The 25,542-nt window shown below is 62.5% G+C and carries 20 protein-coding genes, 1 pseudogene and 1 CRISPR repeat array; of the genes and pseudogenes, 5 read left to right on the top strand and 16 right to left on the bottom strand.

The features are described 5' to 3' along the window. Window positions 1-20 precede the first annotated feature (20 nt). The 4 genes from tilS to cysS all read right to left on the bottom strand — a co-directional run bounded on the left by tilS (window position 21) and on the right by cysS (window position 4,254). Window positions 21-1,085 carry a tRNA lysidine(34) synthetase TilS gene (gene tilS / locus WBG56_RS11000; RefSeq protein ID WP_424268196.1) on the bottom strand — a complete coding sequence of 355 codons (1,065 nt, stop codon included), beginning with the start codon at window positions 1,083-1,085 and terminating at the stop codon, window positions 21-23. 80 nt (window positions 1,086-1,165) lie between these two features. Next, window positions 1,166-2,128, bottom strand: a complete 963-nt coding sequence (locus WBG56_RS10995) for an acetyl-CoA carboxylase carboxyltransferase subunit alpha (RefSeq protein ID WP_424268194.1) — start codon at window positions 2,126-2,128, stop codon at window positions 1,166-1,168. Between the two features lie 27 nt (window positions 2,129-2,155). Next, on the bottom strand, window positions 2,156-2,740 hold the full coding sequence (locus WBG56_RS10990) for a DNA-3-methyladenine glycosylase family protein (protein WP_424268226.1): 585 nt from the start codon (window positions 2,738-2,740) through the stop codon (window positions 2,156-2,158). 71 nt (window positions 2,741-2,811) lie between these two features. Then, the gene (gene cysS, locus WBG56_RS10985; RefSeq protein WP_424268192.1) at window positions 2,812-4,254 is read right to left on the bottom strand and encodes a cysteine--tRNA ligase; all 1,443 of its coding nucleotides are present in this window, start codon (window positions 4,252-4,254) and stop codon (window positions 2,812-2,814) included. Window positions 4,255-4,384: 130 nt separating this feature from the next. Between cysS and WBG56_RS10980 the strand changes: the two genes are divergently transcribed. The 3 genes from WBG56_RS10980 to WBG56_RS10970 all read left to right on the top strand — a co-directional run bounded on the left by WBG56_RS10980 (window position 4,385) and on the right by WBG56_RS10970 (window position 6,561). After that, window positions 4,385-5,113 (top strand): tetratricopeptide repeat protein, encoded by a 729-nt coding sequence (locus WBG56_RS10980; RefSeq protein ID WP_424268190.1) that lies wholly within the window; start codon window positions 4,385-4,387, stop codon window positions 5,111-5,113. A gap of 157 nt (window positions 5,114-5,270) precedes the next feature. Continuing rightward, complete coding sequence (locus tag WBG56_RS10975) at window positions 5,271-5,780, top strand: peptidylprolyl isomerase (protein WP_424268224.1); 510 nt, start codon at window positions 5,271-5,273, stop codon at window positions 5,778-5,780. Further along, complete coding sequence (locus WBG56_RS10970; RefSeq protein WP_424268188.1) at window positions 5,773-6,561, top strand: UDP-2,3-diacylglucosamine diphosphatase; 789 nt, start codon at window positions 5,773-5,775, stop codon at window positions 6,559-6,561. The genes WBG56_RS10975 and WBG56_RS10970 overlap by 8 nt, the downstream gene beginning before the upstream one ends. 55 nt (window positions 6,562-6,616) lie before the next feature. Here WBG56_RS10970 and WBG56_RS10965 read toward each other — a convergent pair whose 3' ends face one another. After that, window positions 6,617-8,197: a TerC family protein gene (locus tag WBG56_RS10965; RefSeq protein WP_424268222.1), complete on the bottom strand. Its 1,581-nt coding sequence runs from the start codon at window positions 8,195-8,197 to the stop codon at window positions 6,617-6,619. 12 nt (window positions 8,198-8,209) lie between these two features. Further along, the gene (locus tag WBG56_RS10960) at window positions 8,210-8,989 is read right to left on the bottom strand and encodes an inositol monophosphatase family protein (protein WP_424268186.1); all 780 of its coding nucleotides are present in this window, start codon (window positions 8,987-8,989) and stop codon (window positions 8,210-8,212) included. A gap of 39 nt (window positions 8,990-9,028) precedes the next feature. Between WBG56_RS10960 and WBG56_RS10955 the strand changes: the two genes are divergently transcribed. Then, complete coding sequence (locus WBG56_RS10955) at window positions 9,029-9,853, top strand: RNA methyltransferase (RefSeq protein WP_424268184.1); 825 nt, start codon at window positions 9,029-9,031, stop codon at window positions 9,851-9,853. A gap of 6 nt (window positions 9,854-9,859) precedes the next feature. Beyond that, window positions 9,860-10,807 (top strand): serine O-acetyltransferase, encoded by a 948-nt coding sequence (cysE, locus tag WBG56_RS10950; protein ID WP_424268182.1) that lies wholly within the window; start codon window positions 9,860-9,862, stop codon window positions 10,805-10,807. A 12-nt stretch (window positions 10,808-10,819) separates the two neighbouring features. On the opposite strand, the gene WBG56_RS10945 is transcribed toward cysE, so the two are convergent. The 10 genes and pseudogenes from WBG56_RS10945 to cas5c all read right to left on the bottom strand — a co-directional run bounded on the left by WBG56_RS10945 (window position 10,820) and on the right by cas5c (window position 25,483). Beyond that, window positions 10,820-11,674: a mechanosensitive ion channel family protein gene (locus WBG56_RS10945; RefSeq protein ID WP_424268180.1), complete on the bottom strand. Its 855-nt coding sequence runs from the start codon at window positions 11,672-11,674 to the stop codon at window positions 10,820-10,822. 39 nt (window positions 11,675-11,713) lie between these two features. Continuing rightward, window positions 11,714-13,438 carry a PAS domain-containing sensor histidine kinase gene (locus WBG56_RS10940; protein ID WP_424268178.1) on the bottom strand — a complete coding sequence of 575 codons (1,725 nt, stop codon included), beginning with the start codon at window positions 13,436-13,438 and terminating at the stop codon, window positions 11,714-11,716. 44 nt (window positions 13,439-13,482) lie between these two features. Continuing rightward, complete coding sequence (locus WBG56_RS10935) at window positions 13,483-15,699, bottom strand: GGDEF/EAL domain-containing response regulator (RefSeq protein ID WP_424268175.1); 2,217 nt, start codon at window positions 15,697-15,699, stop codon at window positions 13,483-13,485. Window positions 15,700-16,536: 837 nt separating this feature from the next. After that, window positions 16,537-16,743: pseudogene (locus WBG56_RS10930) on the bottom strand (IS3 family transposase); the annotation flags it as partial. Between the two features lie 270 nt (window positions 16,744-17,013). Then, window positions 17,014-19,964: a CRISPR direct-repeat array (repeat unit 32 nt; unit sequence GTTTCAATCCACGCGCCTTCGCGAGGCGCGAC). Between the two features lie 174 nt (window positions 19,965-20,138). Beyond that, a complete protein-coding gene (cas2, locus tag WBG56_RS10925) occupies window positions 20,139-20,429 on the bottom strand; it encodes a CRISPR-associated endonuclease Cas2 (protein WP_424268220.1) in 291 nt (96 codons plus the stop codon). Window positions 20,430-20,444: 15 nt separating this feature from the next. After that, window positions 20,445-21,479: a type I-C CRISPR-associated endonuclease Cas1c gene (cas1c, locus tag WBG56_RS10920; protein WP_424268173.1), complete on the bottom strand. Its 1,035-nt coding sequence runs from the start codon at window positions 21,477-21,479 to the stop codon at window positions 20,445-20,447. 2 nt (window positions 21,480-21,481) lie between these two features. Next, on the bottom strand, window positions 21,482-22,114 hold the full coding sequence (gene cas4, locus WBG56_RS10915) for a CRISPR-associated protein Cas4 (protein ID WP_424268171.1): 633 nt from the start codon (window positions 22,112-22,114) through the stop codon (window positions 21,482-21,484). 23 nt (window positions 22,115-22,137) lie between these two features. After that, entirely contained in the window at window positions 22,138-23,013 is an 876-nt protein-coding gene (gene cas7c / locus WBG56_RS10910; RefSeq protein ID WP_424268169.1) for a type I-C CRISPR-associated protein Cas7/Csd2, read from the bottom strand. After that, window positions 23,010-24,821: a type I-C CRISPR-associated protein Cas8c/Csd1 gene (gene cas8c, locus WBG56_RS10905; protein ID WP_424268167.1), complete on the bottom strand. Its 1,812-nt coding sequence runs from the start codon at window positions 24,819-24,821 to the stop codon at window positions 23,010-23,012. The genes cas7c and cas8c overlap by 4 nt, the downstream gene beginning before the upstream one ends. Further along, complete coding sequence (cas5c, locus tag WBG56_RS10900; RefSeq protein ID WP_424268165.1) at window positions 24,818-25,483, bottom strand: type I-C CRISPR-associated protein Cas5c; 666 nt, start codon at window positions 25,481-25,483, stop codon at window positions 24,818-24,820. The genes cas8c and cas5c overlap by 4 nt, the downstream gene beginning before the upstream one ends. Window positions 25,484-25,542: the final 59 nt, after the last annotated feature.

Below are 25,542 nucleotides of genomic sequence, written 5' to 3'. Positions count from 1 at the left end.
CAGGCAAGAAAACAAGCTGATTATTCTAACTGGGTTTTGAGGATGTTTCCGTCAGATGCCCCGGATATCAGCCGAACACGCCCCTTTTGGACCAAGATCCAGTGGTTTTCGTGGCGCAGGCGCACCTGGCGGTCATGACCCAGGGCGTGGACTTCGCGCAATTGTTTCAGCCAGGCGTCCAGGCGGGCCTCGGTGGGCATGCGCAACCCCCGCTCCTGCAGCCAAAAGCGCAGCACCGGCGCCTGATGCGCCTGCGGCAAAAGCCGCCAGGCCGACAGTGAAAAGCTGGCGCCCCCGTCCCGCAAGTCCAGCCGCAACCAGTCTTCGCGGGCGGCATCCTGCGCCCGCTGCGCCAGTTCCCGCGCCTGTCGGGCATGCCGGCTCAGGGTCCGGCGCCAGGCCGGCCAATGCGCATCCAATACCGGCGCCAGATCCAGACGCACGGCCGCCCGCTTGTACTGGGGGTCCTGGTTGCTGGGATCCTGCACGGGGCGCCAGGCGCTGAGGGCCTCGAACCGCTGCGCGGCCTGCAGGATCAGGCTGCGCGGCTGCTCCAGCCAAGGCCGGTGATACGTTACCCCATTGTGCCGCGCGACGGCTGCCATGGCCGCCAGGCCCAGGGGACCGGACCCGCGCAACAGCCGCAGCAGGACGGTTTCCGCCTGGTCGTCCTGGTGATGGGCCAGCAGGACATGGCCCACACCCGCCCGATCCGCCAGAGCCGCCAGGGCCGCATAGCGCGCCGACCGGGCAGCGGCTTCCATGCCCAGGCCCTGACGGGCGTCGACCTGAACTCGGCGGCTATGGCAAGACGCCCCCAGCAGACCGGCCAGCCGATGCGCCTGCGCCTGCCAGCGATCGGCCGCGCCTTGCAGGCCGTGATGGATATGAAAGCAGTGCAAGGGCCGGCCGGCATCCGCCGCGGCCACGGCGGCGTGCAGGGCCAGCATGGCCGAATCCGCGCCGGCGCTGAGCGCCACCCCGATGGCGGCCCCGGCCGGCGCATCGGTCAGCGCGCCCCGCACGGCCGCCAGCAGCCGCTCGTCGCAGGCGGCCTGCCACTGTGCGGCGGGATGGGCATTCATGAGGGCATCCCCCTGGGGATCACGACGCGGCGCGGCCGCGCCGCATGGCCGGGAGCGGCATCAGCGGCCCGGATGGCCGATCAGCGGGCTTCCTGGAAGCGCCCGTATGCGGCGATGCGTTCCAGGCGGCGGCGCAGCAGTTGATCCGTATCCAGGCTGGACAGCTCGCGCAGCGCGTCGGCCAATGCGCGATGCAGCTGGCGGGCCATGGTGCCCGGGTCGCGGTGGGCGCCGCCCACGGGTTCATTGACGACACGGTCGACCAGGCCCAGGTCCTTCAGGCGCGGAGCCGTGATGGCCAGGGCTTCGGCTGCCGTGGCGGCCTTGTCGGCGCTGCGCCACAGGATGGAGGCGCAGCCCTCGGGCGAGATCACCGAATAGGTGGCGTACTGCAGCATCATGACGGTGTCGCCCACGGCGATGGCCAGGGCGCCGCCCGAACCGCCTTCGCCGATGATGGTGACGACGATGGGAACCTTCAGCCCCGCCATGGCGAACAGATTGTGGCCGATGGCTTCGGACTGGCCGCGTTCTTCCGCCCCCACGCCCGGATAGGCGCCCGGCGTATCGACGAAAGTGAAGATCGGCAGGCGGAATTTTTCGGCCAGGCGCATCAGGCGCAAGGCCTTGCGATAGCCCTCGGGCAGCGGCATGCCAAAGTTGCGCATGGCGCGTTCCTTGGTGTCGCGGCCCTTCTGGTGACCGATGATCATGCATGGCGTGCCGTTGAAGCGCGCCAGCCCGCCGATGATCGACTGGTCATCGGCATACATGCGGTCGCCGTGCAGCTCATGAAAATCGGTGAACAGCGCCTGCACGTAGTCCATGGTGTAGGGACGCTGCGGATGCCGGGCGACCAGGGCCGTCTGCCATGGCGTCAGCTTGGCGTAGATGCTCTTGGCCAGCGACTGGCTTTTCTGCTGCAGACGCCCGACTTCTTCCGAGATGTCCACCGCAGAATCCGTCTGCACGTAGCGCAGCTCTTCGATCTTCTGCTCGAGTTCCGCCAGAGGCTGTTCGAATTCAAGAAAGGTATTTCGCATGAGAACAGGGTTTCCTGAATGGAAAAATCAATATTCGACGGCAGCGGCATCCATGCTGCGCCACAAGTACCAGCTGGCGACCGTGCTCCAGGGCGCCCAGGCCTGCGCGACTTCGCGGGCCTCGAAGCGCGACACAGGTTCGCCGCTGAAATAATGATGGGAAATGGCCTTCAGCAAGGCCGTGTCGTCCAGCGGCAGCACGTCGGGGCGCCGCAGAAAAAAAATCAGGAACATTTCCGCCGACCAGCGCCCCACCCCGCGGATCTCGCACAGTCGGGCGATGATGGCGGCATCGTCCTGCGCCTGCCACCAGTCCGGATCCCGATGCGCGCCCTGCTGGAAGTACCGGGCGGCATCGCGCACGTACTGGGCCTTGCGCAACGACAGGCCCATGGCCCGCAAGTCGGACTCGGAATGCCGCAGGACGCAATCCGGCTGCAGGTCCTGGCCGCAGGCCTGCACCAATTGCCGCCATAACTTGCGCCCCAGCGCCAGGGAAATCTGCTGGCCCACGATGATGCGGATCAGGGTCTGGTAGGGGTCATGCTGCGCCTGAACGCATTCCTGCCCATAGACCGGGATCAGTTTGCGCAGGATGCGGTCGCGCTGCATCAGGTCTTCGCAGGCCTGGGTCCAATAGACGGGGCGCTGCACGGCAGGTTCGGGATAGCACATGTCCATGCCTACACCCGCCGCCATTGCGTGGCGCCGCCGGCCACATCGGCCAGCTCCACCCCCTGGTCGCGCAATTCGGCGCGAATTCGATCGGCCCGCGCAAAATCCCGGGATGCCTTGGCCGCGGCGCGTTCGGCGATCAGGCCGTCGATGGCTTGCTCGGACAGCGACGCCGCGCCAGCCCCCCCGGACAGGAACCGCGTCGGCGACTGCAGGTAGATCCGCGGATCGGTCTGCAGCAGGCCCAGCACGCCGCCCAGCGCGCGCAACAGGCCGCTGGCCCGGGCGTCGGCATCGCGATTGGCCTGGTTGGCCAGATCGAACAGGACGGCCACCGCGCCCGCCGTATTGAAATCGTCATCCATGGCGTCGCGGAAAGCCTGGGCCTGCGGCGACTGCCAATCGATGTCCACGAGGGCGGGCGCGACGTTGCTCAGCGCCTGGTACAAGCGATCGAGCGCATGCTGGGCATCCTGCAGATTGTCGGGCGTGTAGTTCTGCACGCTGCGGTAATGACTGCGGATCAGGAAAAACCGCAGCATTTCGGATTCGCGCGGATTGGCCGTGTAGTCGGCGACGTCGTCAGCCGGCGCATCGGCCACCGTATCCCGGATGCGGCGGAAATTGCCCAGGGACTTGGACATTTTCTCGGCATCCACCATCATGGGACCGCAATGCATCCAGGCGGTGGCCAGCGTGCCGCCGAAAGCGCCTTCGCTTTGGGCGATTTCGTTTTCGTGGTGAGGGAATTTCAGGTCCGGCCCGCCGCCGTGGATATCCAGCGGCATGCCCAGCAGGCCGCGGCTCATGGCGGAGCATTCGATGTGCCAGCCCGGGCGGCCCGGCCCATAGGGAGAATCCCAGCGGGTATCGGCGGGTTCGTCGGGCTTGGCCGATTTCCACAGCACGAAATCCAGGGGGTCCTGTTTGCCGGCGGACACGGCGACCCGTTCGCCCGCCCGCAGGTCGTCCAGCGATTTGCCGGACAATTTGCCGTAGCCGGGAAATTTACGCACGGAAAAATTGACGTCTCCATCGGCGCCCTGATAGGCCAGGCCTTTGGATTGCAACACGCCGATGATGTCGAGCATGCCGGCCACGTGTTCGGTGGCGCGTGGTTCGTCGTCGGGCGCCTGCACGCCCAGGGCGCGTTCGTCGGCGCGCATGGCCGCGATGAAGAATTCCGTCAGGGTGCGGATCGGCACCCCGCGTTCGACGGCGCGGCGGATGATCTTGTCGTCGATATCGGTGATGTTGCGCACGTAGCGCACCCGATATCCGGAGGCCCGCAGCCAACGCTGGACCACGTCGAAGCTGACCAGCATGCGGGCATGGCCCAGGTGGCAGAAATCGTAGACCGTCATCCCGCAGACGTACATCCGCACCACCCCGGGTTCCGCTGTCTGCAACGGGGTTTTCTGGCGCGAAAGGGTGTTATAAATGTGCAGCATGTCGGATGGATAAGGTCAAGCACCCCCCACGCGCCAGGCCTGCCGGCGGCGTGATGGGATGTAAAATGAACTGCCAAGTATAACGTCCCCCGGCTCCATCTCCGAAACCCCTCATTAGGCGCTACGTGTCGTGACCCGTGTTTTTCTGACTATCCTGACTGCCTGCGTCGGCCTGATTGCGGGGCCGGCACAGGCCGCATCCCATGATACTAACGCGTCCGCGACGACGATCCAAGGCCTGACGTTCGACCCGGCCACCGGCGAATTCACCCAGGCGGAAACGCCCGACGGCGGCTGGCAGGCCTTTGCGAACGTGCTGAAAAAAATTACCCCTTCAGTCAATACGGGTATTCCCCTGACACCTTCCCAGGTCACGGACCACATCGCCGCGATGATCAGCGACGGCCACGCCCAGGACGCCCTGGATGTGATCCAGAAACAGGCATCCGCCCGCGCCGCGACCGACCCCGTCGGAACGGACGTCCAGCTCGAATACCAAAAGGCGCGCGCCCTGGCCGCCCTGGGCCGCCACGACCAGGCCACGGCCCTGTGGCAGTCCATGACGGAAAACTACCCGGAACTGCCCGAGCCCTGGAACGCCCTGGCCGTCGAATACGCCAGCCGGGGCAAGCTGCTGATGGCTCGCGACGCCCTGAACATGGCCCTGACATCCGACCCCGCCTTCGCGCCCGCCCTGGAAAACCTGGGGCACGTGCAGATGGCGCTGGCCCAGGAATCCTTTGCCCGGGCGCGCGCCGCGCAGCCCGCGCCGGCAACCGCCGCCCCCTCCACCGCCCCGGCTCCGGTCGATCGCGGCGGCGCATCGCCCGCCGCCCCCCAGACCCCGGCCGTCCGCTGATTTCTTCATTTTCACGTATCCTGTCATGCCCCATCCCTTTTCCTTTCCGCGCATCCTGACCGGAATGCGCGTCCTGAGTCTGGGCTGCGCCCTGGTCCTGGCCCCCGGCCTGGCCGGCGCTCAAACCAGCCCCCTCCAATCCACCCAAGGTAAATCCATGAGCACACACCCGCACGTCAAGCTACACACGAACATGGGCGACATGCTGATCGAACTGGATGCTGACAAAGCGCCCAAGACGGTCGAAAACTTCCTGAGCTACGTCCAGGAAGGCTTCTACAACGGCACGATCTTCCACCGCGTGATCAATAACTTCATGATCCAGGGCGGCGGCTTCGAGCCCGGCATGAAACAGAAACAGACCCACGCGCCGGTCGAAAACGAAGCCAACAACGGCCTGAAGAATGAACGCTACACGCTGGCCATGGCCCGCACGGCCGACCCGCATTCGGCCACCGCGCAGTTCTTCATCAACGTAGCGGACAACGATTTCCTGAACTTCACCGCGCCCACGTCCAACGGCTGGGGCTACGCCGTCTTCGGCCGCGTCATCGAGGGCACCGAAGTCGTCGACGAGATCAAGAAGGTCAAGACCGGCAACAAGGGCTTTCACCAAGACGTCCCCGTCGAGGACGTGATCATCGAAAGCGCCACGCTGGTTGAATAAGGCCGCGCTCCCGGGCGATCTGTGGATCGCCTCGGACATCCATCTGGGCGCGGCCGTCCCGCGGACGGCGCGCGCCTTCTACGATTTCCTGGCATTGGCCCGCAGCCAGGCGCACGCCCTGATCCTGTGCGGCGATATCTTCGATGCCTGGATCGGGGACGACCACGCGCTGCGCGATCCGCCCGCCTGGCTGGCCGATGCCATGCGCGAACTGCGCCACACCGCCCAGACCATCCCCGTCTGGCTCATCCGCGGCAATCGGGATTTTCTGATGGGCGAGGCCCTGGCCCGGGCGCTGGGCGCCCGGCTGATCGCCGCCCCCGTGCTGCTGGGCACCGACGCCGGCCCCATCCTGCTGGCCCACGGCGACGAATATTGCACCGACGACGCAGCCTACCAGCGCTTCCGGCGCGTGGTTCACACCCCCTGGGTGCAGTCCGTCTTCCTGACCTTGCCCCTGGCCCTGCGCCGCGCCGTCGCGAACTGGGCGCGCAAACGCAGCCGGCAGGCGCGACGCGGGAAATCCATGCGAATCATGGATGTGAATGCCGATGCCATCCTGCAGGCGCTGCGATCCGCGGACTGCGACGTGCTGATCCATGGACACACGCACCGCCCTGCGGCGCATGCGCTGAACCTGGACGGCCGCCCCGCATGGCGGTACGTGCTGCCCGACTGGGAATTCGACCACGCCGGAGAGCCCCGGGGCGGCTGGATCTCGATTTCAGCGGCGCGCGGGGTGCAATTGCACCCCTGGCCGGACACCGGGCCCGAGGCCTGACCCCCCCCGGTCGGATCCGGCTTTTTGCGCATCAGTTGTCTATGCGCCCGCCGTCCTAGCCCAGCATCTCCACATCCGGATCGGAGTCCAGCGGGGCCAGGCGTTCGATCTGCACGGCGGCGATCCGGCGGCCCTCCAGGGCGGCGACCGTGAAACGGAAAGCATCGTAGTCGTGCACCAGTTCGCACTGGTCGCCCACGTCGGGCAGGCGCCCGAAGCGGCTGAGCAGATAGCCGGCGATCGTGGAGTATTCCTCGTCGTCGTCCACCAGCCCGTCGGTGCGCAGGATCTGTTCCAGGTGATGCAGGTCGGCCGCGCCATCGACACGCCAGCGGCCGCCCCCCTGGTCGATGATGTCGGGGGCCTCGTCCTCGTCCGGGAATTCCCCGGCGATGGCCTCGAAGATATCGATCGGCGTGACCACCCCGACGATGGACCCGAATTCATCGGCCACCAGCACCAGCAGACCATGCGAACGCTTGAGCGTTTCCATCAGCGACAGGATCTGGATGGTTTCATGCACGATGATCGGTTCGCGCAGGCGGGTTTCGCGGATGCCGCCGTGCTCCAGCAGGTCGAGCAGCAGTTCCTTGGCCCGCCCGACGCCCACGACTTCGTCCAGGGTGCCGCGGCACACCGGGAAGAAGCTGTGCGGTTCCCGAATCAATTGCTCGCGCAGTTCCTCTACCGGCGATTCCAGATTGATCCACGACACGTCCGTGCGCGGCGTCATGACCGAGTGGACATTGCGGTCGCTGAGCGTGAGCACGCCGCTGACCATATTGCGTTCCTCGTCGACGAAGGCCTGCACCGGTTGGGCGTCTTGCTGATCGGATTCGGGCTCCGGCCCGATCAGGGGCTTGCGGCCCAGCATCAGCAATACGGTTTCAGCCGTGCGCTCGCGCAGCGGCCGGCGCATTTCAGCCCGGCGCACATTGCGCTTGGCCCACTGATTCAGGGTTTCGATCAGCACCGAGAAGACGATGGCCGCATACAGGTAGCCCTTGGGCACCGCGAATTTGAAACCATCGGCCACCAGCGAAAACCCGATGGTCAACAGGAACCCCAGGCACAGGATCACCACGGTCTGGTGCGCGTTGACGAAGGCGGTCAAGGGCTTGGAGGCCACCAGCATGATGGCCATGGCGATGATCACGGCCGCCATCATGATGACCAGATGATCCACCATGCCGACGGCGGTAATGACGGAATCGATGGAGAAAACCGCATCCAGAATCACGATCTGGGTGACGATGACCGCGAAGCCTGCATGGATGCGCGACCCGGTCGCGTGCTGGGTGCGGCCTTCGATGCGATCATGCAGTTCAAAGGTGCCTTTGAACAGCAGGAAGAATCCGCCCACGATCAGGATCAGGTCGCGCCCGGAAAACCCCATGGCCCCCACATGGAACAGGGGGGTGGTCAATTTGACCAGATGGGACATCAGGGTCAGCAGCAGCAACCGCATGATCAGGGCCAGGCTCAAGCCCAGCACCCGGGCCCGGTCGCGCTCCTTGGGGGGGAGCTTGTCGACCAGGATGGCGATGAAAACCAGATTATCGATCCCTAGAACGATTTCCAGGATGATCAGGGTGAACAAGCCCACCCAGGCTGCCGGATCCAGCAACCATTCCATCATATTTCCTTATCAGGCCTGCAGATGCGCCATCATCTGGGTAAATATCTTCGGAGCCGCCGCCAGCACGTTGCCGGATTGCAGCCAGCCTTGTTCCCCCTGGAAATCGGCCATCAGGCCGCCGGCTTCCAGCACGAGCAGGCTGCCCGCCGCCATGTCCCAGGGCTTCAGGCCCACGCCGCAAAAGCCATCCAGCCGCCCGCTGGCCACCCAGGCCAGGTCCAGCACGGTGGAACCCGTGCGCCGGGCGGCGGCGCAATCGGCCAGCAAGGACACGAACGGCGAATTCGCCGGCAGCGCGGTGGACTGAGGGATATGCGAAGCCAGCAGAGCGTCGTGATAGCGCGTGCACGACGACACCCGCACCCGGCGATCGTTCAGGAACGCGCCGCTGCCCCGGCTGGCCGTGAACATTTCATTGCGCGAGGGATCGTAGATCACGGCATGCACGGCCTGCCCGCGCTGCATCAGGGCGATCGACACGGCGTAGTGCTGAAAACCGTGGATGAAATTGGTGGTGCCGTCCAGCGGGTCGATCACCCACTGGAATTCGGATTCCGCGGCGCCCGCCCCCGCATGCGCACCGGATTCTTCACCCAGGAAACCGTGTTCGGGATAGGCTGTGCGTAAAATGTCGATAATGGATTCCTCGGCAGCCCGATCGACCTCGGTCACATAGTCCTTGGGGCCTTTGCGCGCCACATTCAGGCGTTCAAGGTCGAGACTGGCGCGGTTGATGATGGCGCCTGCGCGGCGCGCCGCCTTGATGGCGGTGTTAAGCATCGGATGCATAGGTTTCCAAAGATCACGGGTAACAAGCTTCTATTTTAAATGACTCTACCAGTTTCCTCCGATTTGCTCGCCGACAGGCCCGATCCCTTCGCCCGGGTGCGCTTCATCATGGTCAGCCCCAGCCACCCGGGCAACGTCGGCTCGGCGGCGCGCGCGATCAAGACCATGGGGTTTCACGACCTGCATCTGGTCGCGCCGGGCGATCCCGACGTGCTGCGCCACCCCGACGCCCAGGCGCTGGCCAGCGGCGCGGGCGACATCCTGGAACGGGCCTGCGTCCACGACAGCCTGGCCGATGCGCTGGGCCCGACCACCCTGGCCTTCGCGCTGACGGCGCGGGCACGCGCCCTGGGCGCGCCGCCCTGCGACATCCGCGAGGCCGCCGCCCAATCCGCCGCCGCGCTGGGCCGCCTGGAATCCCGGATCGCCATCGTGCTGGGCACGGAACGATCCGGCCTGTCCAACGACGACATCCTGCTGTGCCAGCAGATCTGCCACATCCCGGCCAATCCGGAATACAGTTCGCTGAATGTGTCCCAGGCGCTGCAGTTGGCCGCCTGGGAAATGCGCTACGCGCTGCTGCCGCTGACGCAGCAGGCCCGCCTGCCCGATACCCATGGCCGCCATGACCCCGGCATGGACCTGGCCAGCAACGACCGCGTTCAGGCTATGCTGGACCATTTCGAGCAAGCGCTGGTCGCCGTCGAATTCCTGGACCCCCGGCACCCCAAGAAACTGGTGCCCCGGATGCGCCAGATGTGGACGCGCAACCGCCTGAGCGCCGACGAAGTGGACATGATGCGCGGCCTGTGCACCGCCATGATCCGCACCGCCCGACTCGCCCACCCCCAGGACCCCGTCTGAACCATCATGTTTGAACAGCTACGCGAAGAAATCGCCTGCATCCACGAGCGCGACCCGGCAGCCCGCAGCCGCATCGAGATCCTGACCTGCTACCCCGGTCTGCACGCCATCCTGATCCACCGCATGGCCCATGGCCTGTGGCGGCGCAACTGGTTCTGGGCGGGACGCTTCGTCTCGCACCTGGGGCGGATGCTGACCGGCATCGAGATCCATCCGGGGGCCCGGATCGGACGGCGCGTCTTCATCGACCACGGCTTTGGCGTGGTGATCGGCGAAACCGCCGAAATCGGCGACGACTGCACGATCTACCAGGGGGTCACCCTGGGCGGCACCCGCCTGTACAAAGGCGAAAAACGCCACCCCACCCTGGAGGAAGGCGTGGTGGTCGGCGCGGGCGCCCAGATCCTGGGCGGGTTCACCGTGGGCGCCCATGCCCGCATCGGATCCAACGCCGTGGTGATCAAACCCGTGCCGGCCGGCGCCACGGCAGTGGGCAACCCGGCTCGCGTCATCCTGCCGCAGGATCACGCCGCGGATGAAGCGCACGCCTCGGACACCCGGACTTCCGCAGCAGCCGCCACCGGCGACGAGACGCCGACACCCGCCGCCACGCCGATTCAGGCCGGGGCCGCGCCGGCGTCATCCGCGCAGGCCGGGCAGGAACTGCCCTGCCAATCGGACTGGGCGGCCAAGCCTTTGCAGGACCTGCTGCAGCGCGGCCGCCAGGGCGAAGACGGCCAGACCGCCGACCGGCCGGAAGATTTCGCGCCCTATGGCGTCGGCCGCGCGGACGACGACCCCCTGGTCAAGGTACTGCACGAATTGATCAACCACACGGCCCAGCAGGACCAGCGCATCCACCGCCTGTGCCAGGCCATGGAAGACCTGGGCCAGCGCATTGAAAACGGTCAGCGCCCGCTGGACGTGGAACGCCTGAACCGGATGGTGGACTGAAGGGCCAGCCCGTCAGCCGCCGTTGGCGGCTGCGCGCGGCGCGGATGCCTGCTCGTTGATGGTCCGGACTTCACGCAGCGGGATCGGGCTGCTCAGTCCGGCGTTGCGCAGCACCTGCGGCGCCTGGCGCTGCAGGTCGAAGCGGACATCCCAGTACTTGTCCGACAGCGTCCACAAACGGATGTTCAGCATGACGGCGCTGTCGCGGTATTCCATCACCATGACCTGAGGCGCCGGGTCCTTCAGCACGTCGGCATGCCGGTCCACCAGGCCTTGCAAGGTCGCCAGGGCGGCGTCCAGGTCATCGCCCTGGCGCACCCCGACCATCATGTCCAGGCGGCGGGTCGGATTGCGGCTGTAGTTGACGATGGGATTGCCCCAGACCAGGGAATTGGGCAGCAGCAGGTGAATGCCATCGGCCTGCACCAGCCGCGTCATGAACAGGCCGATCTCGTCGACCGTGCCCATGCCCTTGCCTTCCACCGAGACGAATTCGCCCGCCCGCACCGGGCGCAGCAGCAGCAACATGATGCCGGCGGCGAAATTCTGCAAAGTCCCCTGCAAAGCCAGGCCGATGGCCAGGGCGGAAGCCCCCAGCATCGCTACCAGGCTGGCCGTCTGCACGCCCAGTCGGGCCAGCACGGCCAGCAGCACGACCGTGCGCACGGACCAGACGGTCACACTGCGCAGGATGGGAATGACGGTGGGATCGATGCGTGTCGAATGATCCGCCAGACGGCGCACCAGTCGCCCGAACCCATTCGAAACCATCCAGCCGATCACCAGGATCAGCAGCGTGACCAGCAGATGAACGGCGGCATCTTGGAAGTCCGGCATGGATGCCCAGAAAGCTTGGAATTGTGCCATGGTGAAGGCCATTATCGCGTTGAGAGGGACCGGGTAATTCTACCGTGCCGCCGGATCCGCGCCCCCGGCCCGAGGCGCCCTCAGCGGCAGCCGCACGCTGAAGCGGCTGCCCTGCCCCGGCTGGCTATCGACCTCGATCCGCCCGCCGAGCAGCCCCGTCACCAACGTATGGGTGATGTGCAGGCCCAGGCCCGATCCGCCCTGCCCCAGGCGGGTGGAAAAGAAAGGGTCGAAGATCCGCTTCTGATCGTCGGGCGCCACGCCGCAACCATCATCGCTGACGGTCAGGCACACGGTATCCGCGCCATCCGGCTGGGTCGCGGACAACTGGACCAGGCCGGTTTCACGCCCGTCAAAGGCGTGGATCAAGGCGTTATTGATCAGGTTCATCAGCACCTGCCCCAAGGGGCCGGGAAAGCTGTCTAGGGTCAGCCCATCGGGAATCTCATCCCGCAACCGGATGTTCGTCTTGCGCACCGCCGGGCGCATGGCCATGACGACCTCCTGGACCAGCACCCGCAGATCGAAGGGGCGGCGCTGGTAGCTGGTCTGGTCGGCCGAGAGCTGCTTGAACCCACCGATGAGCTCGGCCGCGCGGACCAGATTGCGTTCGATGATCTGGCCGCCTTCCTCGACATCGTCCAGGTAGCTGGCCAGGGCGCTGCGGGTCAGGCCGGATTCGGTCTGCGCCCTGAACCGGCGATGTGTCTGGGCCAGGGTCGAAGCCACCGTGACGGCATTGCCGATCGGGGTGTTGAGCTCGTGCGCCACGCCCGCGACCAAGGCCCCCAGAGACGCCAGTTTTTCGTTTTGCAGCAGCTCGTCCTGGGTGCGGCGCAGCCTGTCCAGCGTCGATTGCAATTCCACCGTGCGTTCCAGCACGCGGCGTTCCAGGCCGGTGTTCAGGTCCCGGATTTCCTGTTCCTGCCGCTTGCGTTCGGTGATGTCCAGTTCGATGCCGTCAAACGCCAGGTGGCCATTGTCCAGGCGCCGGGGCGACGACGCGATCAGAAACCAGCGCTGGCTGCCATCGGGCAGGGTCGAGCAGATCTCGAATCTGAAATCGGACATATCCGCCAGGCATTGGCGCTGCCGCGCCAGCAGGCGTTCCTTGGTACCCGGGGAAACCTGCCCGTAGATCAGTTCCGGCGACCGCAAGGCATCCGCCACCGATACCCGATGCAAATTCCAGACCCCTTCGCTGACATAGGTGAAGGTCCGGGTGTCGCCCGTGGGGCCGCAATCCACCTGGTACACCATGCTGTCGGGCAGATTGTTGCTGATCGAGGCCAGCCGTTCCTGGCTTTCGCGCAGGTGCGCCTGGGTCTGCCGCAGCGACGTCACATCGATGTGCGTGCCCACGGTGCGACTGGTCCGCCGCCCCCGATCGTCGCGCAAGGCGCTGCCGCGCGACCAGATCCAGACCCAGCCGCCGTCGGCGTGGGCCATGCGGAATTCGCTTTCATACATGTCGGCCGTATCCGAAGCCAGATAATCCGCGAAGCTGCGGCTGGCCTGTTCCCGGTCGTCGGGGTGCAGGAAGGCGATCCAGACGGCGTCCAGGTTTTCTTGGGCCTGATCGGCAAACGCCGCCGGGTCGCGCCCCAGCATCCTGAAGTATTCGGGGCTGCACCACAGATGGCGTCGGTCCGCATCCCATTCCCAGACGCCGGTATTGGATACCCGCGCCAAGGCCGCGAAACGTTCGCTTTCCTGGCGGGGCTCGCCCAGCGGCCCGCCCGGGGAGGTATCGGTAGCGTTCATGATTCCATTCTGTTGAAATACGCCGGCCGACGCAAGGCGGATCTTCAGGACGCGGCTGCCCGCCGATCCATCAACCATTGCCGGAACGCGGCCTCGTCCAGCGGGCGTGAAAACAGGTACCCCTGCCCTTCTTCGCAGCCCGACGCTTGCAGCGCCATGCGCTGCTCGCTGGTTTCGATGCCCTCGGCGATCGTGGCCACCTGCAGGTGCCGGGCCAGGGCGATGACGGTCCGGGCAATGCCGAAATGATCATCGCCGCTGCGCGGGCCGCTGATGAAACTGCGATCGATCTTCAGCCGATCCAGGTTCAGGCGCTGGATGACGCTGAGCGATGAATATCCCGTGCCGAAGTCATCCATGGCCACCCTGACGCCGCGCGCGCGCAATTCGTCCAGGCGCAGGGCCAACAGATCGATATTGCCGATGGCCACCGATTCCGTCAGCTCGATTTCCACCTGCTCCCCGGGGATGCCTGTTTCACCCAGGATACCCAGCAGCCTGCGCACGAAATCAGGCTCCGCGAACTGGACATGGGACACATTCACCGCCACCCGGAAATCATCACCCACCAGTCCCACCAGCGATCTGCGCCACTTCAGGGCGGTGCGAAACACCCATTCGCCGATCGGAATCATCAAGCCGGACTGTTCGGCCAGGGGAATGAACTGGTCAGGCGGAATGAACTGGCCTTCGGGGGTTTTCCAGCGCAGCAGGCATTCCGCCCCCATGACCCGGCCGTCTTTCAGGTGCACGAAGGGCTGATAGTGCAGAAACAGGTGTTCCGCCGAAAAAGAAGCCCGCAAGCGGTTCAGCATCTGGATCCGATCCCGGGCCGCATCCGCCTGGGCGGCCTCGAACATCATGGATTTGCCCCGCTGGAAACGCTTGGCCTGCTTCAACGCCGCCCCGGCATTCTTCAGGACCGCCACCCCCGGCAACCCGTCGTCCCGCAGCCGCACCAGGCCCGCCGTGGCCGACAGGCGCAGAGGTTCTCCACCCGCCATTTCGAAGGGTTCGGCGAAGACCTGCGCAATATGCTGCGACGTCACCTGGTCGCACGGCCCATACAGGCCGAAAAGATCGCCGCCCAGCCGGGCCACCATGGTGTCCGCGGGGAAGGCCAGCCGCAGTTTCCGGGCGGCCGCCAGCAGCACGGCATCCCCATAGCTATCGTCCAGGATGCTGTTGATTTCGGAGAAGTTGTCCAGATCCACCAAGGCCACAGTTTCCATGCCGGGCTCGTGGGCATCGATGGCGGCCACCATGGCGTTGCGATTGGGCAGGCGCACCAGCACATCCTGATAGGCCAGATCGTTGATATCCAGGTACAGCTGCAGGTTTTCAAAGGCAATGGCGATATTGCCGCAAAAGAGCTCCAACAGGCGCCGCTCGATCTCCGGCAGCGGGCCGGGCATATCGACGAAGGCGGCCAGCACTTGCTCTCCCCGTCCGGCAAAAAACAAGGCCACGCCGTCCTCGAAACAATGCCGCCGGGCATCCAGCACATGCTGCAGGCGGCGCTTGACGCGTTCGTCGGGCACATCCTGCAGCGCCATGCCCACCCAATTGTCATACTGGCCGGCCGCCGCCAGGATGTAGGACGGCGCCCCGGGTTCCCGCATCGCGGCGCACACCAGGCATTCCGCGCCGACGTTCAAGATGGCGCACAGCTGGGTCACGATGCCGCTGACAAAGGTTTTCAGGCCGACCAGCTTGCCCAGTTCGGTCGTGGCGGACAAGACCTGCTCCAGCCCGCGCCGACCGGATTCCAGCTGCCGGATCTGCGCATAGGAACGGATCGCCATTGTCAGGCTGGTGAACAAACGCACCTGGGTCAGTTCGGATTTGGTCTTGTAATCGTTCAGGTCGTACAGCCGGATCGTATCGATCTCAGGCGCATAGCCTGGCTGCCCCGTGCGCAGGATGATGCGGATCACGGGGTTGCCCAGATCCTCGCGAATCCGGCGCACCAGCTGCAGGCCTTCGTCATTGCTGCCCATGACGACATCGACCAGCGCCACGGCGAAATCATCATGCTGCGACAACAGTTCGATGGCCTGCGCCGCGGAATAGGCGTGGCTGAATTCAATCGCCCGGCCTTCGATGTCCATGCCCTTCAGCGCCAGCCGCGTGGCGGCATGAACATCGGGCTCATCGTCGACCAGCAGTACCCGCCAGACCTGCGCCTGCGCATGTTCGTGCCCTGCCGGTTCCCCCGACTCGTCCATGAAGACGAAGGCTTCATCATCACTGCTGGCCATGAAACCCCTTTGATTTTTGCTGCGCTTTTCCTGCCGGACGATGTGTCTCGGCGCGGATGAAATCAAGCTTACACCACGACAATCAGCACCATTTCTGAAAAGAAATGTCACTTTTAGGACCATCACCCTGCTTTGTGGGACATCGCCGGGCGATTCCGCCTTGCTATCTGCATGACACCAGTCCGAAGAAGCCCTCCACTGATTTATCCACGCGGTGTGTGGACAAACCCATGGACAAGCTGCGGGTTATCCCTGAATCTTCTGTCTGATCAAAGACTTGGACGCAACGCACAAAAATCGCCCAGTGTGCTGAACTTGTCCACGGAAATTGTGGACAAGGTTAGGGATAAGGCCGGGGGGTTCTGGAAGGAGGCTTTAGGATCAAGGGGTTGGGGGGATGGGGCGCGGGGTGATCGGGGATGGGGGTTCTTAAAAGGCTGCTCGGCGGCTGTGCGGGCCTGCATGGGTGCGCGGGGCAGGCGGGGAGGAGTTACTAGGATTCAGTGGACAGGGGTAGCATCCAATCAGTGACTGGGGGTAGCCATCATGTCGAAAACCAGTGTTCCCAGCACAGTAAGGCAGGCATACAAGTTCATTGAATCGCATAGCGGCCAATTCAACGTGACGACCATACTGTGCGCCCTGATCTGAATGGATCAAGGCATTCCGAGGGCGTTAACTCCGTACCGCTTTGGTGATAGCATCGAGCACCAGCTCACGGTGAATGGTTGGCCGGACGGCCCGGCCAACGATCTTTCTCGAGAATAAATCGATCACCACGGCCAGATAAAGTCAACCCTGCCAAGTCCGGATGTAGGTGATGTCCGCCACCCAGGCCTAGTTCGGTCTCGACACCATAAATTGGCGTTGTAGCAAGTTAGGGATCAGCGCTGGTGGTTTAGAGAATTGGATATGGCGTATGCGGTATCCGTGTAATGCACGCAAACCGTTCTCCGACATTAAGCGTGCGACTCTATGCTTACTGCACGTCTCCCCTTGTTCACGTAGGTCTTGCAAGATCTTCGGCGCACCATAGATACCGTGTCTAGCGGTAAAGGAGCACGGATCAACTTGAGAAGCCGGGCGTCTCCCTGAGCCCGATCAGATATTGGATGCTGAAACCATGCGTAGTAGCCTGAGCGCCGAACACCGAGAACTCGGCACATGGTCATCACGTTGAACTCGCCACTATGCGATTCAATGAACTTGTATGCCTGCCTTACTGTGCTGGGCGCATTGGCTTTCGACATGGTGGCCACCCTCAGTCACTGACTGGATGCTACCCCTATTCAGCGAATCCTGGTAACTCCACAGGTTTCAATCCACGCGCCTTCGCGAGGCGCGACGTGTCGCAAAAGGAGCCTGGCGATACGTGCTGGCGTTTCAATCCACGCGCCTTCGCGAGGCGCGACCGCCGTGGTCGGTGCGATCCGGGTTGTTGTCGAGGTTTCAATCCACGCGCCTTCGCGAGGCGCGACATGCAGAGAATTTTGAAGGGGGTTGCATGGACATGTTTCAATCCACGCGCCTTCGCGAGGCGCGACAGCATGAGATGTACCACATCGGTCAGGAGCAGGATGTTTCAATCCACGCGCCTTCGCGAGGCGCGACCTGGATCAGATCCGGCACGTCCACAATCCAGGTGTTTCAATCCACGCGCCTTCGCGAGGCGCGACCCGGCAGCTGGGAGATCATCGAGGACCACCGCAAGGTTTCAATCCACGCGCCTTCGCGAGGCGCGACATCGTTGGCATCCGGTCATTGCTGCACCTGGGACGTTTCAATCCACGCGCCTTCGCGAGGCGCGACCAATAGCCGGGGGCGGCATCACGATGGCAAACGTGTTTCAATCCACGCGCCTTCGCGAGGCGCGACAGGAGGATGAGGGCGGTTGTCGATCCGCCCGTGAGTTTCAATCCACGCGCCTTCGCGAGGCGCGACTCTGGCCGAGCGCTTGGGCTACACGATCACGATTGTTTCAATCCACGCGCCTTCGCGAGGCGCGACGCCCGTGCAGATGTCGAACACCTGGCGGAAATTGTTTCAATCCACGCGCCTTCGCGAGGCGCGACCCGCTTTGTTCGCAGCTATCGCAATCCATGCTGCGGTTTCAATCCACGCGCCTTCGCGAGGCGCGACATTGACGACCTGATGACCGGCGATGCCGGTAGCGTGTTTCAATCCACGCGCCTTCGCGAGGCGCGACTGCAGAAGCGGCGAAGATCGGACAGACAATAGGTGTTTCAATCCACGCGCCTTCGCGAGGCGCGACAGCCCGGCTTGGCCGACGCCGGCACGTTGCAAGTGTTTCAATCCACGCGCCTTCGCGAGGCGCGACCGTCCAGATGCACTTTGATCCCCTTGTCTTCGAGGTTTCAATCCACGCGCCTTCGCGAGGCGCGACCCGGCACAGGACCAGCGCACGCGGCGATATTGGGAGTTTCAATCCACGCGCCTTCGCGAGGCGCGACGGCCGGCCGAGCCTATCTCGTCGTATTTCAAAATGTTTCAATCCACGCGCCTTCGCGAGGCGCGACCCCGCTGGCCGGGGCGGCTTGCTTCAGCTCGATATGTTTCAATCCACGCGCCTTCGCGAGGCGCGACGGGCCCTGATCAGCCGTTGCGGCATCGAGTTCGGCGTTTCAATCCACGCGCCTTCGCGAGGCGCGACTGGCGCGCTGGATCAGCCGCCACGTCAATCCGCGTTTCAATCCACGCGCCTTCGCGAGGCGCGACGCCAGACGGAAGCCTGGTTCTTCGCCAATGCCCTGTTTCAATCCACGCGCCTTCGCGAGGCGCGACGCACTGCAATCTCGACGTCTTCGCGTGTGGAGCGAGTTTCAATCCACGCGCCTTCGCGAGGCGCGACCATCCAAGGGATCGCACTGGCCGCCCAGGTCCAGTTTCAATCCACGCGCCTTCGCGAGGCGCGACCCACGCTGGGCGGGTTCTTCTGCACGCTGATCGTGTTTCAATCCACGCGCCTTCGCGAGGCGCGACCTCCATTGCCCATTCACTGGCAAAGGAGCGCAGATGTTTCAATCCACGCGCCTTCGCGAGGCGCGACGGTGGCCGGTGATCTTGGCCAGCACCGTGGATGGGTTTCAATCCACGCGCCTTCGCGAGGCGCGACCTGGCTGGTCGGGTCACGCAGATTGTCATCCGTCAGTTTCAATCCACGCGCCTTCGCGAGGCGCGACAGGCCGGCGGCGAACAGCTTGCCGGCAGAGGTCATGTTTCAATCCACGCGCCTTCGCGAGGCGCGACGTGAGCAGCAAAAGCGAGTAGTCGAAGACACCCATGTTTCAATCCACGCGCCTTCGCGAGGCGCGACGCGAACCCATACCCGAGTTGGCCCAGCATCCCGAGGTTTCAATCCACGCGCCTTCGCGAGGCGCGACCGCCAGCGCCTACAACATCCATTTTGCCGCGAAGGTTTCAATCCACGCGCCTTCGCGAGGCGCGACCGGTGCCCTCGTGAGGCAGCGGCACGACCAGATTGTTTCAATCCACGCGCCTTCGCGAGGCGCGACGTCTGCCCAAGGTCAACCGCGGATCCGTACGGATGTTTCAATCCACGCGCCTTCGCGAGGCGCGACGTGCGCAGGCCGCCGATCGTGCCGGCTGCATCGCGGTTTCAATCCACGCGCCTTCGCGAGGCGCGACAACCAATGCGGACGAGGGCGCGCCCAATCCCGCTGTTTCAATCCACGCGCCTTCGCGAGGCGCGACTGGATGGTACGCCGTAGACATAAGCCAATTCATCAAGTTTCAATCCACGCGCCTTCGCGAGGCGCGACACAACACGACCGTCACTGCGGATCTGGGATATCAGTTTCAATCCACGCGCCTTCGCGAGGCGCGACTCGCCGTACCCAGTTCGACCTTTATGCTCCAAAGTGTTTCAATCCACGCGCCTTCGCGAGGCGCGACCCGCGATGATCAACTGGCTCGCCCAGGGTTACTAAGTTTCAATCCACGCGCCTTCGCGAGGCGCGACCCCAGCGCGCAAACTGATGTCGAGACATCAGCATGTTTCAATCCACGCGCCTTCGCGAGGCGCGACCCTCGTTCGCCTCATAGTGCGGCTCAGATTCACGGTTTCAATCCACGCGCCTTCGCGAGGCGCGACACCCAGCGCGCAAACTGATGTCGAGACATCAGCATGTTTCAATCCACGCGCCTTCGCGAGGCGCGACCAATGGTTGCGATAGTTCTAGACATTGAGTTTAGGTTTCAATCCACGCGCCTTCGCGAGGCGCGACTCCCCTTGCGTAAGCACGCAAAATCAAAGGGAAAGAAATAATAAATACGCGAACCGTTCTTGTACAGCAGCAAGATATGGAAGGCCACAAAAAATTTTCTGAAAACCCCTTAATAATCAAATAATTATATTTCCGCGAAAGCGGTAGGGAATTTTCAGACACTTAAGGTTCGCGTCAGAAGACCAGCGGCCCATTGAGGTTGAGAGTAGGTTTCGCGCCAATGTGCTCGATGCGGTGCTCCCACTTCGCGCCCAGTTGGTAAAAGCGCAAGCTGTCAAACTCTGGATCGATCAAGTCACACAGCCGCTGCCGCAGCTGCACCCATTGCGCAGGCTCGACTTCGATTTCGAATACAGAGTACTGCACGCGCTGCCCGTAATCACGGCAGGCCTTGGCAATGCGGCGCAAACGCCTCGCACCGTCGGAAGATGTCGTACTGACATCGTAGCTAACCAGGACCATCATCGCCATGCGCTCCGATCATTTCCAAAGAAACGGCGGATAGCCGTCAAGGTCACCACGCAAATGGCGGGCAAGCAGTTGCGCCTGTGCAAAAGGCAGCAGGCCGATATCGACTTTCTCGTCCAGGAAGGCGTGATAGAGTTGCTCGCGCTTACGCTCCTGATAGGCCACCAACACGGTCTTACGCGCATCATCTTTTAACTGCACAGCCCCACTGTCGAAAACCTGGAAATCACGTTCATTCAGCTGCCGCCGGTTGATAAGCGATAAAGCAAGCCGCTCCCCCAGCAAAGGGCGAAACTCCTCAGCCATATCGAGTGCCAAACTGGGGCGCCCTGGACGGTCACGGTGCAGAAAGCCAACAGAGGGGTCCAAGCCTACCGTCTCCAATGCAGAGCGGCAGTCATGAGTGAGCAAGGTATAAAGAAAGGACAACAGCGCGTTGAAAGCATCTCGCGGTGGGCGGCGGTTGCGACCGCCAAAACGCAACAGGGGCGACTCAGCCCGGATCAGCTGGTCGAACACACCGAAGTAGACTTGAGCCGCCTCACCCTCCAGACCACGCAGCAAGTCCACATCGCTTTCCTGCAGGATACGTTGCGGGATACGCTTGAGCCGTTTGAGCGCATGTTGAAAAGCAAGGCGGTCAGTCAGACGATCACCGTGGTCACGCCAGCCCCGGGCCAGCACCGCCCGCTGGTTGTGAATCTTGCCAACGAGTAGATTGCGCACGATGGCGGCACAGCCCTGGGGATCGTCACTGCGACGGTACTGTTCGCGGCGCAGCAGGACATTCCCAGAAACGGGGCCTTCGACGCGTGCCAGGAACCGTCCATACGGCGTGAGATAGCAGATGCTGATGCCCTGTTCTGAGCAGAAACCCAATAATTGCGGAGAGACCGCGACACGGCCAATACACACCAGACTTTCCAGCATGTGAACCGGCAGTCGCGCGCGCTCCTCGCGCTCAACCTCCATCACGATGGTGGCGCCATCCTTGCGCAGCCAGGCGCCATCGGTAGTGACGTACAGGGTGTTGAGTTGGCGACGCATGCTCAATCTTCCTTTTCATCAATCTGCCGTCGTAACCAATCGCCAACGCTGCGGCGACCTAGCAGGCGTGGTTGGCAGAGTTCCAATAGCGAACAGGCATCACAGCGTTTGGCCTCATAACAAGCGGAAGGCGTTTGCCGTGAAGCGATCATGGTGCGAACTTCAATGATGGTGCGTTGGGTTAGGTCACGCAGTTCTGGATCGAAGGGCACCTCCTTGCGCCGCCGGGTTTTTCCGTAGAACAGCGCACCTGCCTCTACGGGCACGCCAAGCATGGCTTCCAGGCAGAGTGCCTGCGCACACAACTGGACCTCATCGGCGCGGTGCGCCTTGGGCCGGCCGCGTTTGTATTCAACCGGGAAGGCACGTTCGCCAGTCTCGCCACGGTGGAATTCGACCACATCCGCCGTGCCTGTAATACCCAATTCCAGCGAAAGCAAGGGCATAGCCGTCACCGTGCGCACCCCCCGCCGCCGTTCAATCTGTGGAGTGTCGGCCCGCTGATGCAGCAAGCGGCCTTCCGCTGTCAGCCGGTTCTCCGCCCATTGCTGTTCCAAATGGATCAGCGCGCACTGGCGTGGGCAATACAGGTAATGTTGAAGAGCCGAGAGCGGAAGCAGGTCCTCGTCGTCCATGGTTTCCGCTCTCGTGGTGGGGATCAGAACAGTTGGGTGATGGTTACGCCCGAGGGCATCCCGGCATCATCCATCTTCACACTGTAGTCGGAAAAGCTGCGGGGAATTTCGGTGCTCTTTTGCACCTTGAGCCGCTCGAACAGTGCATGCGCCGGGGCGTTCCCCAGTTCCGAGTCATGTTTGAATATATACAGTCCGCGAGTGGCCATTTCGCCGCGAGCAGCGGAGCGATCATGCTCGAACATCTGTCCAAGAGCCTGCCACAACAGTGCCAGATCATCTTCCGAGAAGCCGGTTTGTTTGGCGAGAAAGCTTGATACAAAACCATGTGCAACGTAGAGACCGTAGGGGACGGTGTGCTTGCGGCCCATAGTGCGGTTGTCCCCCCCCTGCTTATCAGCCTCGGCTTCGGTCGCCACCGCCATACGGGTGATCGAGTGTTCTTGGGCAATGATCGGATCCACCGAGCGAGCAAAGGTAATCTGAACCGGACCACGTACTTGACCACAATTAACGCCGGTGGACATGACTGCGCCAAAAGTGCGTATATCGAAGAAATTCCGACACATCCAATCGCGAGCTTCGTTTACTGCATCACCACCCTTGCGCTTTTTGTCGTCACCTTTCAACAGTTCTGCCTTCCCAATGCCTTCATAGGCCCGTTCGTGAGTCTTGTTGAGAATGGCCTTTTCCTTGACATAGATCTCATACGGCGACGCATCTCCCTTGACCAGACCAACGAAATTACGCACCTTGCGTTTGAGCGACACATCGGTCACGAGCCCATGACCTGTTTCAGCGTCCAGGCGCGGCAGGTTTCCAGCATCCGGATCGCCGTTGGGGTTGCCATCCTTCACATCAAAAAGCAGGACGAAGTCGTAGCGGTGGTTGAGGCTCATTGGGATTCCTCCTTGCTCTTAGGTTCGGATTTGATAAAGAAAGCTTGGCGTTGATGGTAATAGCCAAGGGCGAAGCGCGCTTGGTCAGGCAGCGGCAGTACACGCGGAGGAAAGCTATCGACATCGAAGCCGTTCATAATGTCGCCAACCAGCCTTTCACGCGACACAGCGAGCCCGCCCGAAAGCTTACCCAGATGGTGCTTGGACAAGCGGATCAAGGTTGGAAATACGGAGGACGGCGTACTCGATGCTGCTCCGTAATACCGATCACGGATGGTGGCATTCAATCCAGGATTCGCGTCTTCCTGAATTTTTTCCAGCGCGGCGAACAGGCGCCCCAACCGGTAGCCTGGATTGATATTTTCAGGGTCAAGCATGGGCAGGAACTCCTTCTCGGGACTTAGGCGGAAACGTATCTGACGATTTAGGCAGGCCTTTATCACAGCAGCACGTGCATAACTCACGTTCTGAGTTGGCCTACCATTTTGATCCTTGCGGGATTGCTCGGCGCGGCAACGCATCACTGCTTGATTCAACAGTGCCACTGGATAGGGCAGCCCTTCTAGGATGGCGCGTACGACATCACCACCGAGATTGGGTGGAATATTGTCAGCCTTGTTGAGCAAGGCCACACCAGTCAACAGACGGAACAGCGACAGGTAACGTGGCTCGTAGTCGGCATGCGTAATGTCGGTGTCGTCAAAGTGCTGTTTGATGCGTTGCGCCAACTCAGCTGCAGTTGCCGTTTCCCAAAAACGGATGCTGATGCGAGCGGCATTTGGCGCAAGCCCCAATACATGGAAGCGCGTCTCTACACCCCCTTCGGCAAACTTCCCCGTATGGAGGGCGGAATACAAGGCCTCCACGGCCTGGACATGCCGATCAGGATCGTCTTTGGGCGCATCGCCGAATAGATCAGGTATCGCGTTCTCAAGGTCATGCGGCTCCTCTGCCCAGAAGACTGTAGAGGCATCGCCGATCTGGATACGTTGGCGTGAGTCTCGCGCCAGAAGATGATTCAATGCCGTGGTGTAGGCAAATACCGCAGCCTTTCCCAACGGAGCATTGGCGCCTTGTAATTTTCCATACGAGTTAAAGGCATCGAGATTGAAAGACACAATATTTGCGCCAAAGGTCTGCGCCCCCCATACGCCTTTGATCGCCGGATGCAGGCGTTCGATGGCAGCTGGCTGGCCAAGGACCAAACAGACCCCGTCAGGCGGGACTTCACTTTCACCTGTGACTGCATCAACAACGGCGCTGCGCTGACACACCAACTCAACGCCACCGCTCAATCGAAAACTGAGAACAGGATTACCAGCCTGAATGTCGGCAAAAGCAGGAAACCGCTCAAGCGCCGTTATTTCAAGTTTGCCAAAAAAAGCAAGTACAGCACGCACCCCAGCGTCCTCCTTCACCTCTCTTGGCAAGCCACTGATTTTTTCTAAAAACGCAGCATGCATGCCCAGCAGGCGTTCCCGATATTCGTCTTCTTTACCCTTCTTGCGACTCTCGTCAAGCTTCTTGTTATCCGGCAGACCAAGTACATATTCCGCGTTGTCCCAAAAAAGGTTCGCGGCGACGCCTGAGGTCTTCTTAATGCCTTGCGGCACCAGAAAACGTTGGCCTATCTTCTTTTTCCCCTCAGGGCTGCGTGTATCAGCAATATTGAGCAAGGCGCCATCGGCGGAAATCTCCAGAATAAACGGGATTTCCTTGTCTTCCAGGCCTTCGGCCGGAAGACGCTTGGTCGGATCTGGATCCATCTGTTTACGCCGGTAGTAGGCGTCGAGTGCTTGCAAAATCATCTGCGCACCTCACCACTGTCCCAGTCCGGAACGGCCACTACTCCATTGTTAAGCTGGGCGCGAAAGAAATGCGGCAACGGGTCGGCTGGTTCGGAAAAATCCAGGTCATGCAGCATGAAGCCCAAATCCCGTGTCTCAGTAATGGCTGCCCGCTCAGATTTAGGGTCACTCACTAACCGAAATGCAGCGGCAAATTCGCGGCAACCAAGGTAGGGCTGATTGACGCATTGTCCCTTGCGGGCACGGCGCTCAAACATTTCCTGGTACTTCATTGGATTAGCCGAAGGATCACGTTCATGCAAAAATTCCAGATCAGCGTGAACACGGTAGGCGACATCGCGAAGAAACAGGCCGGCCCGTTGCTGACGATCATCTTCGATGTACAGAGCAAGATCTCCCTTGCCAGCCTTCATTGCCGCCTCGACATTTCGCATGGAAACAACGCTGGCGACTTCATTGCGCCGTAGATTGATCCAGCGGATTGGTTTAAGCACCTCAATTTTGCGAACATGCCAGCGGACGGCAGGTTTCCATAGGATTGCTTCGAAGCAGGCGCGTCCGGCAGATGGCGTCATCACGTCATAACTCACACGCTCGACTTTCATTTCCGGACGGGTAAAACAAGCGTAATCACCGGAAAGTTCAAGACAGTAGTTTTTCAAAGGGCTCTCCATCAAAAGCTAATCAAAACGCTACATACGCTATCAACGCCGCCAGGAGT

Origin of the sequence: Castellaniella sp. (assembly GCF_049671645.1) — a bacterium.
GTDB lineage: Bacteria > Pseudomonadota > Gammaproteobacteria > Burkholderiales > Burkholderiaceae_B > Castellaniella.
This window is presented reverse-complemented; position numbering and strand designations above follow the sequence as displayed.